This window comes from Corynebacterium sp. (assembly GCF_022712275.1).
In the GTDB taxonomy this organism is placed as follows: domain Bacteria; phylum Actinomycetota; class Actinomycetes; order Mycobacteriales; family Mycobacteriaceae; genus Corynebacterium.
Genome location: NZ_JALAGU010000035.1, coordinates 43049 through 60263 on the forward strand (window position 1 = coordinate 43049; position 17215 = coordinate 60263).

Consider the following 17215-nt stretch of genomic DNA (forward strand, 5'->3'; position numbering starts at 1 on the left):
TCACCCGGACCATCAGCCGGTGACGCGGACGTAGTGGCTGAGAACCTCGACGTGGTGGGTCAGCCCGAAGGCGTCGACGGCGGTCAGCGACACCGGGCGGTACCCGAGGCCGGCCAGGGTCGCGGCATCGCGGGCAGCGGTCGCCGGGTCACAGCCGATGTGGAGGACATGTGCCGGCCGGTGGGCCGCGACCTCCTCGAGGACCCGGTCGCCGGCACCGGTGCGCGGCGGATCGAGCACCACCGCGGACAGGTCCCGGCCCCCGCGGAGCTCGCCGATGTGGCTGGCGACATCCCCGGCGACGAAGCGCACATCCAGGTCGGCGAGCGCCTGCTCTCCGGCAGCGGCGGCGTCGGAGGCCACGTCAACGCAGTCGACCCGGGCGCCGGGTAGTGCCGCCGTCAACGCGGCAGAGAAGACACCCGAACCACCGTAGAGGTCCCAGGCGGTCAGCCGGCCGTCGTCGGACGCGGTGTCTGCGGTGTCTGCGGTGTCTGCGGTGTCTGCCAGCGTCGTGGAGATCCAGTCGCTGTAGACCTCCGGGGCGGCCGCATGGGCCTGCCAGAACGCCTCGACCGGAACAGTCCAGGTCACACCGTTGACCGTGTGGGTCACGGAACCGTCACCACTGAGCACGGTCCGGCGGGTGCGCCGCCGCACCGCCCCGTTGCGGCGTCGGCGGTCGCGGCGTCCCCGGGTGGTCTTCTTCCCGGTCGATTCCTTGACCAGCTCCACGATCGACCGCGCCCCGTCCGAACCGACGGCCACGCAGACCTCCGCGCCCGGGGTGAGCGTGAACGATGCCAGCTCCCCAGCGAGCCCGTCGACCAGCGCCGGTGCCCACTGGGCGCACACCGCGCGCTCGACGGGGACGATCCCGTGACTGCCGGAGCTGCGCAGACCGGCGCGCCCCTCGGCGTCCACCCCCAGCCGGACGCGGGTACGGTACCCGGTGAACGGTGCCAGGGACGTGGCGGTCACCGCCACAGCGGTCAGGTCCAGGTGACCGATCCTGGTGAACTGGTCGACGACGACCTGACGCTTCCACTCCAGCGCCCCCTCGGCATCCACGAAATCGAGGTCACAGCAGCCGGCACCGGCCGCGGCCGCGGCACAGACGGGCGTGACCCGGTGGGCGGAAGGACCGCCGACCGGTGCATCGTCGGCGACCCGACCGGTGAGGAACCTCCGCTTACCGGAGGTCTGCTCGTCAAGGGTGACGGGGACGCCGGTCTCACCGGGCAGTGCCCCGCGGACGAAGACGACCTGCCCGGCACGCTCCCCGGCGTCTTCACCACAGCGCGCGACGGCCGCTCCACCGTGGGCGGGGCCGGCGATGTCCAGAGTCAGGTGATCGGTCACAGTGAATCCTCGTCCGTTGTGTCTGATACCGGCACCGTATGGCGTCCGGTGGATACCGGGGTGGCGTCCTCACCGCGTTCGGCACGACCGGCGGCACGGACCGCCCATACGGTGACCAGGACGACCACCGCGGTCAGGGGCAGTCCCATGAGGATGCGGGTGACGCCGAGGGCGCCGACCGCGTCATCCTGGTTGTAGATCCACTGCTGGACGATGAAGCGGGCGAAGAAGACGACCGCCCACGCCAGCGTGGCCACGGTGTAGGCACGCACGGCGGTGCGGTCGGACCGCCACCGCTGCGGCTCGCCGTTGATGCCGTGCCAGATCAGTCCCACCAGCGGCCAGCGCACCAGGGTCGAGACCGTGAAGACGATGCCGGCGACCAGGGAGTACCAGATACCGTAGGCGAAGTATCCCTTGGCGTCGCCGGTCAGCCACGCGATGACCGCACACAGGCCGACCCCCAGCAGACCGGAGACCGCTGGCATCAGGGTCTCGCGTTGGGCGAGTCGCCACAGGAAGATGACGACCGAGACCGCCACAGCGGCGATGAGGGCGGGACCCAGACCCCACCTCGCGTTGACCGGAACGAGGACGAGCACCGGGATGACCGTGGAGATCATCCCGGACATGCCGCCGAGCTGCTCGAGAATGCTCGGCTCGTCGCGTCCGTCCCGTTCCTCGGGTTCTCCGGTCACTCGGAGCCGCCCATCTGCCGGGCCGCGGTGCCACCGGTGCGGCGACGGGCCTGCTCCGGCTGGACCGGGGTGGCCGGGGCGGACGTCGGCGCCGCCGGCTGCTTCTGCGCCTGCTGCTGAGCGAGGGTGCGCTTGAGCTCGTCGGCCATCGCCTGCGGGATCGCCACCGGCAGGGAGCGGCCGGCCGGAGCCGGCTCGGAACCACGGTTGACGAAGGTCCTGGAGATCACCTCGTAGGCCAGCTCAGCCAGGTCCTCGGCAGACGTCGCCGGGCCCGCCAACGTCATCCGCAGCATCCATCGCGGACCGTCGACACCGATGACCCGGACCACACCGTCCCCGACGACACCGACGAGTTCGACACCCCAGTCATTGTCGCGACGGGTGACCTCCAGGCCGTCACCTTCCATGCTTTCGGCGAAACCGTCGATGTCGGCGGCCCACTGACCACCACTGCGGGGGGCGGCGAAAGCGGCCGGGGTGATCCGGCCGAACGGGGTGAGGATGTGGATCTGACGGGGCCCCTCCTTGCCCATCTCCACCTGCACCTCACCCTTGTGCGGCACCGGGATGAGCATCGACCCCAGATCCAGGCCCCCCTTGGCGAAGTCGGAGAAGTCGAAGTCCTTGTAGTCGACGGAATCCCCGTCGAAGGGGCCGAAGCTCCCGTTGACCGGGTCGTAGGAGGACGCCGCGTCCTGTGCCCGGTCCTGTGTCCAGGTCTCCACGGCAGGCACACCGGCCTCCGGAGCTGTCTCGGCGACCTCGTCGGAGCGCTGCGGCTCCTGCGTCCCGCTCCCGGGGCGGGTGGAGGAGTTCCTGCTCTTACCGAATGGCCACATGGTGGTCGGTCCTTTCCTGGATACTGCTGTATGTGCTTGGTGTGTGCCGGTCAGCGGCCGGTCAGCGGCCGGTGGAACCGTGTCCGCCGGCACCACGGGCCGTGTCACCGAGATCAGCGGGGTCGGTGACCTCCACGACGTCGCAGAGACTGACCTGCTGGACGAGCAGCTGGGCGATCCGGTCTCCCCTGGCGATCTCCACGGACTCACGGGGGTCCAGGTTGATCAGACACACCTTGATCTCCCCACGGTAGTCCGCATCGACGGTGCCGGGGGCGTTCACGATCGACAGTCCCTTCTTCCACGCCAGGCCGCTGCGGGGGTGCACCAGCCCCACCGTGCCCACGGGGAGCGCGACAGCCAGGCCGGTTCCGACCAGGGCTCGCTCTCCGGGGGACAGCGTCAGGGTCTCTGCACTGCAGAGATCGATTCCGGCGTCGGTCGGATGCGCCCGCCGGGGCAGCGGCAGGTCCGGGTCGAGCCGGTGGACGCGCAAAGGATCATCGGGGGTCTCGGTCATGACCCGTAGTCTACCGCCCGGGTATGTCACCCCATACAGGCCGTCTGTGGTCCGCGACCCTCGGCGGGCTACACTGTGTGGTTGTGAACGTCCCCGATCAGACAGGAGATGACGTGGCCCCGGAACCAGCACAGGAGCCTTCCGGCACCAGTTCCCACGGATCCGGGCCCGCGGTCCTCTATTCCGAGCGCCAACCGGTCCCACTGTCCTGGTGGCTCATCGGTATCGGCGTCGCCGCACTCCTCGCCTGGCAGGGCCAGATGAAGCGGGAATGGTACTGGGGTGCCGTCGTCGGCGTCATCGCACTGGCCGCCGTGATCTGGAGCCTGGTGTACGCCTCACGCAACCGCGTCGTCGTCGAACGTGACGAGACCGGCGAGACCTGGCTCCGGGTCGGGGATGCCGCCCTGCCCCGCTCAGCGGTGTCCCGGACCGTACCGGTACCCCCGACCGCGCGTCGTGCTGCGATGGGACGCCAACTTGATCCGGCGGCCTATGTCGTCCACCGGACGTGGATCCCGGCGATGGCGATGTTCGTCCTGGACGACCCGGACGACCCCACTCCCTACTGGTTGGTGTCGACCGGGGAACCCGAGGAGCTCCTCCGCGTGTTCGGCGCCCCGGTCTCCTGACCGGCCCCACTCCGACGCCCCGCGCAGAAGGGCCCCTCCACCGGTGTCGGTGGAGGGGCCCTTCCCGGTTCCCGGGCCCCTACGCAGCGTCAGGCACAGTCGACGCAGATGTACTCGCCGTTCCCCTCGTCCTCCGCGATGCGGTTGCGGTGCTGGACCAGGAAGCACACCGAACAGGTGAACTCGTCGGTCTGACGGGGGATCACCTCGCCGCTGAGCTCCTCACCGGACAGATCCGCCATCGGGATGTCAAGCGGCTCGACAACTTCTCCGTCGTCGGTGTCGTCGATCTCCGGTTCCGCCTTCTCCGCGGCCTTGAGTCCTTCCAGGGAGTCGGTCTCGATCTCATCTTCCGGACGGGTGCGTGGAGCGTCGTAGTCGGTCGCCATGGTGCTGCCTCCTGAATCCCCGAATAAGGGCATCGTACATGTGCTGTTGTCGTGGAGTGACTCCCGGAGCAGCGCCGGTCAGAACGCGTTCACCGGGGGTTGTCCCGCGCATACTAAATCAGGCGCGGCCTGTTGTCACTTCACCGTCTGACCACCCCCGGTCCACTCCCCCTCACGCATGGTCGACCATCTGCACGGAAACCGTGTGACCTGCCAGTTCACCGGACACCGAGGGGGCTGCCGCGAGTACCCCCACACCATCGTCATATCCGGCGGTGAGAACAGGCATGTGCACCTGCGCGCCGGCCCGTGCGGCGATCAGTGCCCCGGCTGCGTGGTCCCACGGGCCGAGACCGTGCTCGTAGAAGCCGTCGAGCGCCCCGGCGGCGACCGCGCACAGGTCGAGTGCGGCGGAGCCGAGCCGCCGGATATCCCGGATCTTCGGGAGCAGGTCGACCAGCAGAGCCGCCTGCTGCGCACGACGCCCGGCCGAGTAGGAGAACCCGGTCCCCACCAGTGCCTCCGACAAGCCGGCGGGACCGGTGACCGGACCGAGGACGCGGGACCGGTAATCCGCGTCCCCGCCTGCAGCGTCCCCGACACTGTCGGGACCGACCTGAGCGGGACCACCGGCGCATGCCGAGAACACCCGGTGACGGGCAATGTCGGCCACTGCCCCGGCCACCGGTACGCCGTTGACCGTCGCCGCGACACTCACCGAACTCGCCGGGACGCCGTAGATGAAGTTCACGGTGCCGTCGATCGGGTCGACGACCCAGGTCACCGCGTCCTCCCGGAGCGTCCCGCCGTCCTCCTCCCCCAGGATCGCGTCACCCGGCGCCCGGTCGGCGAGGAACCCGCGGATCAGTTCCTCACTGGACCGGTCGACAGCGGTCACCGGATCGACGTCCGAGCTCTTCGTCGCGGCGACGGGCACCCGACCGTCCGGACCGACGATCCCACGTCGGGCCTCACGGACATGGCCGGCGGCCGCGGCGGCGACAGTGACCGCGAGTCGACGCAGGTCCTCCGGGGTTCGACTTCCGAGAACGGAGACGGCGTCCGGACCGGGCGCCTCCGTACCGTCGGCGGTGAGCAGGACATGGGACGGGGAATTCTCTGCAATGGACACGCACCCCATGGTGCCAGCCCTGTCGTCAGTGTCGCCGGATGCACCCGTCGGAACTCCGGTAGCATCTCGGACCATGACGACAGACACGGCAGGCACAACCGGGTTCGGTATCGACATCGGCGGCAGTGGCATCAAGGGGGCGCGCGTCGACATGGACACCGGTGAGTTCATCGGTGACCGGATCAAGATCCTCACCCCGAAACCCGCCACCCCCGAGGCCGTCGCCGACGTCGTCTCCGAGCTCCTCGACCGGGCGGAGTGGAACGGTCCGGTGGGCATCACCGTTCCTGCCGTGGTCCAGAACCAGACGGCCCTGACCGCAGCGAACATCGACCGCTCCTGGATCGGTACCGACTGCGCCGGGCTGTTCTCGCGTCACCTCGCCGTCGACGGTAAGGCCCGTGACGTCGCCGTACTCAACGACGCGGATGCCGCCGGGCTCGCCGAGGCCCGCTACGGCGATCCGCGTGCCCGCGACGGTGCCGTACTGCTGTTGACCTTCGGCACCGGCATCGGTTCGGCGCTGCTGGTCAACGGCACGCTGTACCCCAACACGGAACTCGGCCACCTGTTCTTCCCTGCGATGGACGCCGAGAAGTGGGCGTCCTCCGCCGTCAAGGAGCGTGAGGATCTCAGTTACCGCGAATGGGCACGCAGGGTCGACCGTGTCCTGGAGGAGTACCGCCGGATCCTCAACCCGCAGCGCATCATCGTCGGTGGCGGCGTCTCCCGGAAGTTCGAGAAGTGGGGACCGCACCTGGATGTCGACGCCGAGGTCTTCCCTGCGGTGCTGCGTAACCGAGCCGGAATTGTCGGCGCCGCTGGAGCGGTACGCGACGGTATCCGCCCCTGATCCACCCTGTGTCACCGCCCCCGTAACGGTCCCCCGTTGCGTTTTCCCGCTCTGGGTTATAATAGGGGGTCGATTGCGGTTACATCAGCACTCCGGAATGCACGAGGGGCTCTCCCTCGCCACTGAAGTGCGACCACGTCATTTTTCTGTCCCCGTCCCCGTAAGAAAGGTCTTCCGTGGCGGTCAACACCTCCCCCACCCCCGGCTCCGACAGCGATTCCTCACCGGTACGCAAGGTAGCCAAGAAGACGGCAGCCCGGAAGACTGCCCGGACCAGCGCGCGGAAGGCCGCAACCCCGGCCGCCACCGAAGCACCGGCAGCGACCCCGACAGACACCACTGCTGACGCTGCGCCCGCAACCGCACCGGCGCGCAGGACCGCCGCGAAGAAGACGGCGGCGAAGAAGACCACCGCGCGCAAGACCGCAAAGAAGGCCACCGCCAAGAAGACGGCGGCCAAGAAGACCACCGCGCGCAAGACCGCCGCAAAGGACACCACCTCGGGGGCTGTGGAGGCCGAGCAGACCCGGCGGGGCGCCAAGAAGATGGATGCCGAAGCTTCCGGTGACGCCGAGGACGAGGACATCGACGATCCGGACCATCCCGGTGATTTCGATGATCTCGAGGACGACTTCGATGACATCGACGACAACGACCTGGCTCCCGACGACGACGAGGACGACGACACGGATACCCCGGCTGTCGCGGTCGCCGCAGACGCGGACGACGACGAAGAGACCGACGACGCCGATGAAGATGCGACGACCACCGGTGCGGCCGCGGTAAAGGCTGCCACCGACGGCAGCTTCGTCTGGGACGAGGACGAGTCCGCCGCCCTGCGTCAGGCCCGTAAGGACGCCGAGCTCACCGCGTCGGCGGACTCGGTCCGCGCCTACCTCAAGCAGATCGGCAAGGTGGCCCTGCTCAACGCCGAGCAGGAGGTGTCCCTGGCCAAGCGCATCGAGGCCGGCCTGTACGCCACCTACAAGATGGAGCTGATCAAGGAGTCCGGCGAGAAGGTCTCGCCGATGCAGAAGCGCGACCTGCGCGAGATCGACCGTGACGGCCGCAAGGCGAAGAACCATCTGCTGGAGGCAAACCTCCGACTGGTGGTCTCCCTGGCCAAGCGCTACACCGGCCGTGGCATGGCGTTCCTGGACCTCATCCAGGAGGGCAACCTGGGCCTGATCCGCGCGGTCGAGAAGTTCGACTACACAAAGGGCTACAAGTTCTCGACCTACGCCACCTGGTGGATCCGTCAGGCCATCACCCGCGCGATGGCGGACCAGGCCCGCACCATCCGTATCCCGGTGCACATGGTCGAAGTCATCAACAAGCTCGGACGTATCCAGCGTGAGCTGCTCCAGGACCTGGGCCGCGAGCCCACCCCGGAGGAACTCGCCAAGGAGATGGACATCACCGAGGACAAGGTCCTCGAGATCCAGCAGTACGCCCGTGAGCCCATCTCACTGGACCAGACCATCGGTGACGAGGGCGACAGTCAACTCGGTGACTTCATCGAGGACTCCGAGGCCGTCGTCGCGGTCGACGCGGTGAGCTTCACCCTCCTCCAGGACCAGCTGCAGGATGTCCTGCACACCCTCTCCGAGCGTGAGGCCGGTGTGGTCAAGCTGAGGTTCGGCCTGACCGACGGCATGCCCCGCACCCTCGACGAGATCGGGCAGGTCTACGGGGTGACGCGTGAGCGTATCCGCCAGATCGAGTCGAAGACCATGTCGAAGCTGCGCCACCCGTCCCGCTCCCAGGTGCTGCGCGACTACCTGGACTAGGACCACCGACCGGGACTACCACGGCCAGACCGACGACCCCCGGCCACCTGTGGCCGGGGGTCGTCTCGTGGTGCGTAGTGGACCAGGCGATGGTGATCAGTCGCTGTTGCGCAGGCAGTCGTCCGCCTCGTCGACGGTGGTGGCACCGCAGTCCTGGATCTTGTCGTCGGCGGCGCTGGTGACCAGGCTCGCGGCGGCGAGCGCGAGAACTGCGACGACCACGGCGATCCCCGGATAGGTCCAGCTGATCTCCGGCACACGCACGGCGCGGACCAGGGCGACGAGACCGACGATGAGCACCACCACGGCGATGATGATGCCGAGCACCGGCATGAGCGCCGCCGGAAGTGACATCACGCCGAGGAGCAGTGCGGCCAGTCCCAGTCTGCTCTGACGCTGCGGGGGCTGGGAGGGGTTCTTCGGACGCTGCTGTGCCATGGAGCCCAGCGTAGTCGACGACCCCTGATCACCAGTCCCGGAGGTAGGCGATCCGGTCCTGCAGCTGCTGCGCCGAGCACAGGGCGGTCGGCGGGCCACCGCAGTTGCGCCGCACGTCATTGTGGATCGCCCCGTGAGGCCGTCCGGTCCGCGCGGACTTCGCGGCGACAAGGGTATTGAGTTTCTTTCGCAGGGCAGGCAGTTCCTCACTGGCCACACGGTCACGGTGGTTGCCCGCACCGTCGATGCCGGAGACATCCTCGCCCCGGCGTCGCGCCTCACGCTCCTGCTCCTTGCGGGTGACTTCCTCGCGTGCCCGGGCGTCGAGCTGCTCGGACTGACGGGCACGCAGCAGGGTCTTCATCTGGTCGGCGTCGAGCAGCCCGGGAAGCCCCAGGTAGTCCTGCTCCTCGTCGGAGCCCGCCATCGTGGCCGTACCGTAGGTCGAACCGTCGAAGATGAGACTGTCGAGCTCGGCTTCGGCACCAATGGACTCGTAGCTCTTCTGCTCGTCCGGTTCGGTCTCCTCCCGGTTCGCCTGGACCAGCAGCTCATCGTCCCAGCCCTCGTTCGGGCGGTCGGGCTTGCCGAGGACATGGTTGCGCTGGCGCTCCATGTTGGACGCCAGGTCCAGCAGCACCGGTACGCTGGGCAGGAAGACGCTGGCGGACTCCCCCTTGCGACGGGACCGGACGAAACGACCCACGGCCTGGGCGAAGAACAGCGGTGTCGAGGCCGAGGTCGCGTAGACACCGACGGCCAGGCGGGGCACGTCCACGCCTTCGGAGACCATGCGCACCGCGACCATCCAGAGGTCGGTGCTGTCGGAGAACTGCCTGATCCGGTCACTCGACCCGGCCTCATCGGAGAGCACCACGGTGACCTTGGTGCCGCTGATGCGTTCCAGTATCTTCGCGTAGGCGCGCGCGGTCGTCGTGTCGGTGGCGATGACCAGCCCACCGGCGTCCGGAATGGACTGCCGGAGCTGCAGCAGGCGGGTGTGGGCGCCGGCGAGGACCGCGGGGATCCACTCCCCCTTCGGGTCAAGGGCCGTCTTCCACGCACGGGCGGTCTGCTCGGCGTTGAGCGGCTCGCCGAGGCGTGCCTCGTACTCCTCGCCCGCCGAATCCCGCCACCGGGTGTTGCCGGAGTAGGACATGAAGACGACGGGTCGCACCACGCCGTCGGACAGGGCCTCGGAGTAGCCGTAGGTGTAGTCGGCCTGGGAGACCAGCGCTCCGTCGATCTCCTTGTAGAGGATGAACGGGATAGGTGAATCATCGGACCGGAACGGGGTACCGGTCAGCGCCAGGCGTCGTTCCGCCTGGTCGTAGGCGAAACGCACGCCCTCACCCCAGCTCTTGGCGTCACCGGCATGGTGAATCTCGTCGAGGATCACCAGCGTCTTGCGGGCCGTGGCGACCTGGTAGTGCTTGGTCGGCTTCATACCGACCTGGGCATAGGTCACCACCACGCCGCTGTGGGAGGCGTTGACGGCCGAGGAGTTCGTGAACTCGGCGTCCAACGACATGCCGAGACGTGCCGCCGACGCCGCCCACTGGCTCTTGAGGTGCTCGGTGGGCACGACGATGACGACACGCTCGACGACACGCTGGTCCAGCAGGACGCGGGCCACGGTCAGGGCGAAAGTCGTCTTACCCGCACCCGGGGTCGCCACCGCGAGATAGTCACGAGGTGATGTCTCGAGGTACTTCTTCAGCGCCTCCTGCTGCCAGAGACGGAGCCCGGTGGGCAGGACAGCCGACGTGCCGGAAGGGGCGGCGGTCACTTCTTCCGGAGCCCCTGGTAGATCTGCTCGCAGTCGGGGCAGACCGGGGAGCCCGGCTTGGCCTGCTTGGTCACCGGAAAGGTCTCACCGCACAGTGCGACGACCATCCGGCCGTTCACGGCGGAGTCCACGATCTGGTTCTTCTTGACGTAGTGGAAGAACTTCGGGGTGTCGTCGGAGGTCTGGTCGTCCGTCCGGACGTCGGGGCGCTCAATCGTTGATGTTCCGGGAGTAGTCACGGTAGTCAATCATGCCCCTGCCGCCCGCTCATTTCCACCCGTTCGACCCACCTGACCTACCAACCGCGGCGGACGGCACCGGTCGGTGAGCGGTGAGTGACGGTCATCCCGCTGTCCCGTGTGAACTCACCGGGGGACGGGGACTACGGTGGTCCCCATGGCTGAGGAGGAACAGGACGCGACGCACCGGCGCAACCGGCGTGCAGGACGCGGACGGTCCCGACGACGACGCGGATCCGACTACACTGTCCTGATCACCTCAGCGAAGAAGTCCCGGCTGTCGAACTGGCGCCACCGACGACACGTCTACGCTGCCCTGCAGCTCTCGCGGATCCCCCTGTTCATCATCGCGGTGATGATCTACGGCTGGCTGCACAATCCCGCGCTCGCCGCACTCGTGGCGGTCATCTCCCTGCCGCTGCCGTGGGTGGCGGTCCTGCTGGCCAATGATGCGGGCGAGGCGCAGGAAAAAGGTGTGCCCAAGGTGTACAAGCCCGCGCTGGTCCGCGAGCAGCGTGCACGGGAGATGCAGGCGCTGGCGGACCCGACCTCCCGTGCCGCGCTGGGCAGCGCACCGGATACCCCGCAGACCGGTGTACGCCGGGACACCCCTGAGATCATCGACGCCGACGAGGAGAACCCCCACCGATGACCACGCAGGACGCCACCGATGCACCGCGCACCGCGGATCCCCGCCCTGACGCCCTCGGTGACCTCGTCACCGCACTGACCGCCCTGAACTACGGCCGTGACACCGTGACCGGCGTCCTCGGCGCCGTGGGCTGGCGCGAAGCACTACAGGGCAACCCGGGTGCCGCTCTACGCCGCCTCCACGCCACCGGGCGTCCGGACATCCGCGACACAGTGATGACCGGCTGCTTCTTCCTGCGGGACGCCACCTCCCGTGACGACCTGTGCACCCTGCTCGGCGAGGACCTCGTCGACCGACTCTGCGATGCCGATGTCCTCGTCCCCGGTCCCCGCGATTCGGTGGTCAGTACCGTCGACATCCGTCCGGTGGATGATCCACGGCACGGCACCGACGGGTTACTCATCGTCTCCGACCCGGACGCCTCCCTCGATGTCCGGGTGCCGGGCCCCGACCACGTGCCCGGCGTCGGCCAGGCCCCACTGACCCTGCTCAACCAGGTACCGGCCGGGCACACCGGCCGACTGCTCGATATGGGTACCGGTTCCGGTGTCCTGGCCCTGTCGCTGGACGCGGACGAGGTCATCGCCACCGACATCCACGGCCGGGCCCTGGACTTCGCCCGGGCCTCGGAACGCAGTGTCCTGCGGACCGACGGGGCCCGCCGTCCGGTCGACTGGCGTGAGGGCAGCTGGTTCGACCCGGTGGACGGCGAGCTCTTCGACCGGATCGTCTCCAATCCGCCGTTCGTCGTCGGCGTCGGGGAGGTCGGGCACATCTACCGGGATTCCGACCTGGAACTCGACGGCGCAAGCCGGTTGGTCGCCGCCGGCGCCGCAGGGCATCTCTCCCCCGGCGGAACCGCCCACCTGCTCGGTGCCTGGGCGACAGGTTTCACCGAGTCCCCGGCGTCCCGTGTCGCGTCCTGGCTCCCGGAGACCGGGGTCCGTGCCTGGGTGGTCCAGCGCGACGAGGTCGACCCCGAAACCTACGTCCGGACCTGGTTGGCCGACGAATCCGTGGATATCCGCACTGCCGAAGGTCGTGACCGCACCCGTCGTTGGCTGGACATGTTCGGCGACCACGGCGTCACCCGGATCGGCATGGGCTACCTGCACATGCAGCGGATCGACGGACCGTCGGAGGTGACGTTCGAGGAGATCACCACTCCTGATCTCGGTTTCTTCGGTGACGAGGTCGCCGAATGGTTCCTGCGCAACGACTGGCTGGCCGACCGGGATGCCGGGGACGTGCTGGACGCCTCCTTCGCGGTGCGGCCGACGGTCGCGAGGGAATCTGTGGAGCTGCCGGACCCGACCGGGATCGGGTTCCGTGGCACCGTACTGCGGTTGACCCGTACCGACGGCCCCCGTTTCAGCCACGAGATCGACACCCCGCTGTCGGCCGTGGTCGCCGGGCTCAACCCGAACGGGTTGAGCCTGCGGGACACCGCGGGACTCTACTGCGCGGTCAACGACCTCGATGACGAGACGTTCACCACGGCCCTCGTACCGCTGGTGGTCGATCTGGTGCGCCACGGCCTGCTGCTGCCGGCCGACCTCCTCGACAGCAGACCCGTGACGGACGACGGGGAGGGCCTGCGGTGAAGGCTGTCGTCAGTACCGTCTCCTCGGCACAGGTCACCGTGGCCGGTGATATCGTCGGTGCCGTCGACGGCAACCGGGACGGTGCCGGTCGAGGTGCGTTGCTCGTACTGGTGGGAGTCGGACGCGAGGACGGGCCGGACGCCTGGCGCACGGTGGCCCGCAAGATCGCCGACCTCCGGATCCTGCCGGCCCCGGGTGAGCCGTGGGACGGGGTCCGGGATTCCGGAGCTGCAGACAACGGCGCCGAGATCCTCGTCGTCAGCCAGTTCACGCTCATGGGTGCGACAGCGAAGGGACGGCGTCCGTCCTGGTCCGCCGCAGCTCCCGGGGAGGACGCCGAAAAGGTCATCGACCTGCTGGTGGACGATCTCCGCGAGCGCGGTCTGACGGTCGCCACGGGGCGTTTCGGGGCGATGATGGAGGTTTCCTCCGTCAACCAGGGTCCGTTCACCGTCATCGTCGAGGCCTGAGTTCGGTGACCGCACATTTCTGACCCCCGACCGGGGGTAAGGTTCCCCTGTCGAAATAGATCAGTTCGCGATAGGCTTTTCCGAATTAGTCATCGCTGGATATGGACGGACCACAGCATCCCGTGGCCCTCACCGACAGCACCCGAACAACCGCAGAAGTGTCGCCGAAACCACCCCCGGGAACATTTCCCGGGATGCACCCGTTGGATCAGTGAGTGCTTCGGACAACCAACCCGGGAGGTCACCCGCATGAGCAACAGCAACACCAGCAGGACCGCTACCACGGCCGACTCTGACACCCTGGACGCCACGTCGTTGGACAGCACCGACGTCGTCGACGCGCAGGGCACCACCGGTGCCGGTGACCGCGACGATGCCCCCGGCGGCGACAGCATCGCAGCTGCCGCCGCCGCAGAAGACCCGCACGACACGGATGACACGGATGACACAGATGACACAGTCGGCTCCGACGAGGACGTCGCCGAGGACCAGCCCAAGGACAAGGGCCGTCGGCGCGGCAACAACGAGAACCCGTCGGCGGACCTGGTGCGCGTGTACCTCAACGGGATCGGCAAGACCGCACTACTCACCGCGGCCGACGAGGTGGAGCTGTCCCAGCGCATCGAGGCAGGTCTCTACGCCGAACACCTCCTGGAGACCGGCGAGAAGCTGACGCGCGCCCGTAAGCGTGACCTGAAGATCCTGGCCCGCGAGGGTCGCGCAGCCCGTACCCACCTGCTCGAGGCGAACCTGCGTCTGGTGGTTTCGCTGGCCAAGCGTTACACCGGCCGCGGTATGCCGCTGCTGGACCTCATCCAGGAGGGCAACCTCGGTCTGATCCGCGCGATGGAGAAGTTCGACTACGCCAAGGGCTTCAAGTTCTCCACCTACGCCACCTGGTGGATCCGCCAGGCCATCACCCGCGGTATGGCGGACCAGTCACGCACCATCCGACTGCCAGTCCACCTCGTCGAGCAGGTCAACAAGCTCTCCCGCATCAAGCGTGAGATGTACCAGCATCTCGGCCGCGAGGCCACGAACGAGGAGCTCGCCGAGGAGTCCGGCATCGACGAGTCGAAGATCGAGACGCTGCTCAAGCAGTCCCGTGACCCGGTGAGCCTCGACATGCCGGTCGGTTCCGACGAGGAGGCACCGCTGGGTGACTTCATCGAGGACTCGGACTCCACCGATGCCGAGGCAGCCGTCGTCGCCTCATTGCGGCACTCCGATGTCCGTGCGGTTCTCGACACCCTGGAGGAGCGCGAGCAGGACGTCATCAAGCTGCGTTACGGCCTCGATGACGGCATGCCGCGCACCCTGGACCAGATCGGTCGCAGTTTCGGACTGTCTCGCGAGCGGGTCCGTCAGATCGAGCGCGAGGTCATGGCGAAGCTCCGTGAGGGAGAACGTGCCGACAAGCTGCGTGAATACGCCGTCTGACGGGTCGGATAGACCGGTCCACCCCGCGCGGCACCGAAACGTGTAGTTTATGAGTAATTGGCACGTTTAGTCAGAACGACTATCAGAGAAAGGCCGTTGTCGAGTGAAGGATCTCGTCGATACCACAGAGATGTACCTCCGGACGATCTTCGAACTGGAGGAGGAAGGCATCCCGCCGCTGCGCGCGCGCATCGCAGAGCGACTCGAGCAGTCGGGCCCGACGGTCAGTCAGACCGTCGCACGTATGGAGCGTGACGGTCTGCTCTGGATCGCCGACGACCGCTCCCTTAAGCTCACCGAGGAGGGTCGTGCACACGCCACCGCGGTGATGCGTAAGCACCGCCTCGCCGAGCGCCTGCTGGTCGACGTCATCGGTCTTCCCTGGGAGTCCGTCCATGACGAGGCCTGCCGCTGGGAGCACGTCATGGGTGACGAGGTGGAGAAGCGTCTGCTCGCGGTCCTCAGCGAGCACGACACCTCCCCGTTCGGCAACCCGGTGCCCGGGCTGGAGAAGCTGGGGTCGGAGTCCGTCCCCAACCCGGCAGACTCCCACCGCGCCTCCGATCTCGACCTGAGCACCCCGACCACGGTGCGCATCGTCAGCTTCAACGAGATCGTGCAGGTCGAGCACAAGGTGATCACCCGTCTCGGCCAGTACGACATCCGCCCGGGCTCGGTCGTCACCGCCCAGGACACCCCCGACGGTCTGTCACTGACCACCGAGGCCGGCACTGTCACCGTCCCCGATGAGCTGGGACACGCGATCCGCGTCATCGTCGAGGAGGCCTGACCTGACATGCCGCTGAGCAAGGGAGCACATGTCCTCGTCACCGGTGGCGCAGGATACGTCGGCAGCGTCTGCGCCACCGTCCTGGTGGAGCAGGGGTACCGGGTGACCGTCATCGACGATTTGTCGACCGGCAACCGGGAGGCCGTCCCCGCGGACGCGGCTTTCGTCGAGGGTGACGTCCTGGACGCCGCTCCCGGCGTCCTCGCCGACGACTGTGCCGCGGTCTTCCACTTCGCGGCCAAGTCACTGGTGGGCGAGTCCGTGGTCTCTCCCGCCAAGTACTGGTCGGGCAATGTGGTCACCAGCCTGCGACTGCTCGACTTCATGCGCGCCGCCGGGGTCGACAACCTGGTCTTCTCCTCGACAGCGGCCTGTTACGGCGAACCGGAGACCGTGCCGATCACCGAGGATCTGCCGACCGCACCGACCAACCCCTACGGGGCGTCGAAGCTCGCGATCGACAACATCATCACCTCCTACGCCGCGGCCTACGGTCTCGGCGCGACGAGCCTGCGCTACTTCAACGTGGCGGGTGCCTACGGCAGTGTGGGCGAGAACCGCGCCGTGGAGACCCACCTCATTCCGCTGGTGCTGCAGGTCGCTGCCGGCGCCCGGGACAAGATCATGATCTTCGGTGACGACTGGCCCACCGTCGACGGCACCTGCGTCCGCGACTACATCCACATCCGGGATCTGGCGGACGCGCACCTGCTCGCCGCGTCCTCCAATGAGCCCGGTGTGCACCGGATCTTCAACCTGGGTTCCGGTGACGGTTTCAGCGTCCGTCAGGTCGTCGAGACCTGCCGCGAGGCCACCGGTCACCCGATCCCCGCCGAGGTCGCACCGCGCCGCGGTGGCGATCCCGCCACCCTCATCGCCTCGTCGGACCGTGCGGTCGCCGACCTCGGCTGGACCCCGACCCGCTCCGATCTGACGACCATCGTCAGGGATGCATGGGCCTTCACCTCGCAGCTCGGCGAGCGAGCTCACTTCGCACGACGCTGACACTGTCGCGGTCCACGACCCGACCCAGCAGTTCCCCGACACCCTCGTCCTCCGCCAGGGCGAGGGTGTCGTCTATCTCGCGCACTCCCCCGTCGATCATCGTGGCGATCACCCCGGCCGGACGTCCCTGTTCCGCGGTCGCCACCAGTTCGCGGGCCAGCTGCACCGACCCGGCGTTGACCTGTCCTGCCGGTACCCCCGGTGACACCGGGCCGTCCGTCTCCCTGAGCACTCGGTGGGCGGCCCGGTGCGCCAGCACTCCCCCGGAGCCGCACCACGCGACCATGGACAGCAGGACCAGCGCCCGGTAGCGTAGCGGTCCCCGGGCGATACGGGCGGTCTCGGCGAGGAGGTTCTGCACCGCTGCAGAGCAGGGACCGGTGGACAGGACCACGAGGACGCGGGCCAGCGGTTCCCGGTGACAGACCCTGGAGATGAAACGTGCCGTACCCTCGTCCCCCAGCAGCCTCCGGAATGTCGACCCCCCGTCCTCCACGGTCGCCAGGTGGTCGATGACACCGCACAGTGCGACGATGTCCTGCAACGTTCCCTCTGTGCCCCCGTCTCCCC

At 68.2% G+C, this 17215-nt stretch carries 19 protein-coding genes; 9 read left to right on the forward strand and 10 right to left on the reverse strand.

Annotated features, from left to right (window positions below):
- Positions 1–12: 12 nt before the first annotated feature.
- The 4 genes from Q0A27_RS08425 to dut form a co-directional block, all read right to left on the reverse strand.
- Positions 13–1362 (reverse strand): class I SAM-dependent RNA methyltransferase, encoded by a 1350-nt coding sequence (locus tag Q0A27_RS08425; RefSeq protein WP_291474608.1) that lies wholly within the window; start codon positions 1360–1362, stop codon positions 13–15.
- Positions 1359–1994, reverse strand: a complete 636-nt coding sequence (locus Q0A27_RS08430) for a DUF3159 domain-containing protein (RefSeq protein WP_291474629.1) — start codon at positions 1992–1994, stop codon at positions 1359–1361. Before Q0A27_RS08430 ends, Q0A27_RS08425 begins: the two co-directional genes overlap by 4 nt.
- 62 nt (positions 1995–2056) lie before the next feature.
- Positions 2057–2902 carry a DUF3710 domain-containing protein gene (locus Q0A27_RS08435; RefSeq protein ID WP_291474609.1) on the reverse strand — a complete coding sequence of 282 codons (846 nt, stop codon included), beginning with the start codon at positions 2900–2902 and terminating at the stop codon, positions 2057–2059.
- A 61-nt stretch (positions 2903–2963) separates the two neighbouring features.
- Complete coding sequence (gene dut / locus Q0A27_RS08440) at positions 2964–3422, reverse strand: dUTP diphosphatase (RefSeq protein ID WP_291474610.1); 459 nt, start codon at positions 3420–3422, stop codon at positions 2964–2966.
- Between the two features lie 23 nt (positions 3423–3445).
- On the opposite strand from dut, the gene Q0A27_RS08445 reads away from it, so the two are divergent.
- Positions 3446–4054, forward strand: coding sequence for a DUF3093 domain-containing protein (locus Q0A27_RS08445; RefSeq protein WP_291474611.1), 609 nt, complete (start codon positions 3446–3448; stop codon positions 4052–4054).
- Positions 4055–4143: 89 nt separating this feature from the next.
- On the opposite strand, the gene Q0A27_RS08450 is transcribed toward Q0A27_RS08445, so the two are convergent.
- Positions 4144–4443: a DUF4193 domain-containing protein gene (locus Q0A27_RS08450; RefSeq protein WP_291474612.1), complete on the reverse strand. Its 300-nt coding sequence runs from the start codon at positions 4441–4443 to the stop codon at positions 4144–4146.
- A gap of 172 nt (positions 4444–4615) precedes the next feature.
- The gene (locus Q0A27_RS08455) at positions 4616–5584 is read right to left on the reverse strand and encodes an inositol monophosphatase family protein (protein ID WP_291474613.1); all 969 of its coding nucleotides are present in this window, start codon (positions 5582–5584) and stop codon (positions 4616–4618) included.
- A gap of 64 nt (positions 5585–5648) precedes the next feature.
- Between Q0A27_RS08455 and ppgK the strand changes: the two genes are divergently transcribed.
- Positions 5649–6428, forward strand: a complete 780-nt coding sequence (gene ppgK / locus Q0A27_RS08460) for a polyphosphate--glucose phosphotransferase (protein ID WP_291474614.1) — start codon at positions 5649–5651, stop codon at positions 6426–6428.
- Positions 6429–6604: 176 nt separating this feature from the next.
- A complete protein-coding gene (locus tag Q0A27_RS08465) occupies positions 6605–8218 on the forward strand; it encodes an RNA polymerase sigma factor (RefSeq protein WP_291474615.1) in 1614 nt (537 codons plus the stop codon).
- 96 nt (positions 8219–8314) lie between these two features.
- On the opposite strand, the gene Q0A27_RS08470 is transcribed toward Q0A27_RS08465, so the two are convergent.
- The 3 genes from Q0A27_RS08470 to Q0A27_RS08480 are packed head-to-tail and all read right to left on the reverse strand — an operon-like array spanning position 8315 to position 10684.
- Entirely contained in the window at positions 8315–8656 is a 342-nt protein-coding gene (locus tag Q0A27_RS08470) for a hypothetical protein (protein ID WP_291474616.1), read from the reverse strand.
- A 28-nt stretch (positions 8657–8684) separates the two neighbouring features.
- Entirely contained in the window at positions 8685–10412 is a 1728-nt protein-coding gene (locus Q0A27_RS08475; protein WP_291474630.1) for a DEAD/DEAH box helicase, read from the reverse strand.
- A 29-nt stretch (positions 10413–10441) separates the two neighbouring features.
- Complete coding sequence (locus Q0A27_RS08480; protein WP_291474617.1) at positions 10442–10684, reverse strand: DUF3039 domain-containing protein; 243 nt, start codon at positions 10682–10684, stop codon at positions 10442–10444.
- Positions 10685–10841: 157 nt separating this feature from the next.
- On the opposite strand from Q0A27_RS08480, the gene Q0A27_RS08485 reads away from it, so the two are divergent.
- From Q0A27_RS08485 to galE, 6 genes are all read left to right on the forward strand, one after another.
- Positions 10842–11336: a DUF3099 domain-containing protein gene (locus Q0A27_RS08485; RefSeq protein ID WP_291474618.1), complete on the forward strand. Its 495-nt coding sequence runs from the start codon at positions 10842–10844 to the stop codon at positions 11334–11336.
- The gene (locus Q0A27_RS08490) at positions 11333–12940 is read left to right on the forward strand and encodes a methyltransferase (RefSeq protein WP_291474619.1); all 1608 of its coding nucleotides are present in this window, start codon (positions 11333–11335) and stop codon (positions 12938–12940) included. Before Q0A27_RS08485 ends, Q0A27_RS08490 begins: the two co-directional genes overlap by 4 nt.
- Positions 12937–13410, forward strand: a complete 474-nt coding sequence (dtd, locus tag Q0A27_RS08495) for a D-aminoacyl-tRNA deacylase (RefSeq protein WP_291474620.1) — start codon at positions 12937–12939, stop codon at positions 13408–13410. The genes Q0A27_RS08490 and dtd overlap by 4 nt, the downstream gene beginning before the upstream one ends.
- A 249-nt stretch (positions 13411–13659) precedes the next feature.
- Positions 13660–14850 carry a sigma-70 family RNA polymerase sigma factor gene (locus tag Q0A27_RS08500; RefSeq protein WP_291474621.1) on the forward strand — a complete coding sequence of 397 codons (1191 nt, stop codon included), beginning with the start codon at positions 13660–13662 and terminating at the stop codon, positions 14848–14850.
- Positions 14851–14953: 103 nt separating this feature from the next.
- Positions 14954–15640 (forward strand): metal-dependent transcriptional regulator, encoded by a 687-nt coding sequence (locus Q0A27_RS08505; RefSeq protein ID WP_291474622.1) that lies wholly within the window; start codon positions 14954–14956, stop codon positions 15638–15640.
- A gap of 6 nt (positions 15641–15646) precedes the next feature.
- On the forward strand, positions 15647–16645 hold the full coding sequence (gene galE, locus Q0A27_RS08510) for a UDP-glucose 4-epimerase GalE (protein WP_291474623.1): 999 nt from the start codon (positions 15647–15649) through the stop codon (positions 16643–16645).
- Here the strand turns inward: galE and Q0A27_RS08515 are convergent.
- On the reverse strand, positions 16602–17215 hold a 614-nt coding region (locus Q0A27_RS08515), incomplete at its 5' end, for a hypothetical protein (protein ID WP_291474624.1). The genes galE and Q0A27_RS08515 overlap by 44 nt on opposite strands.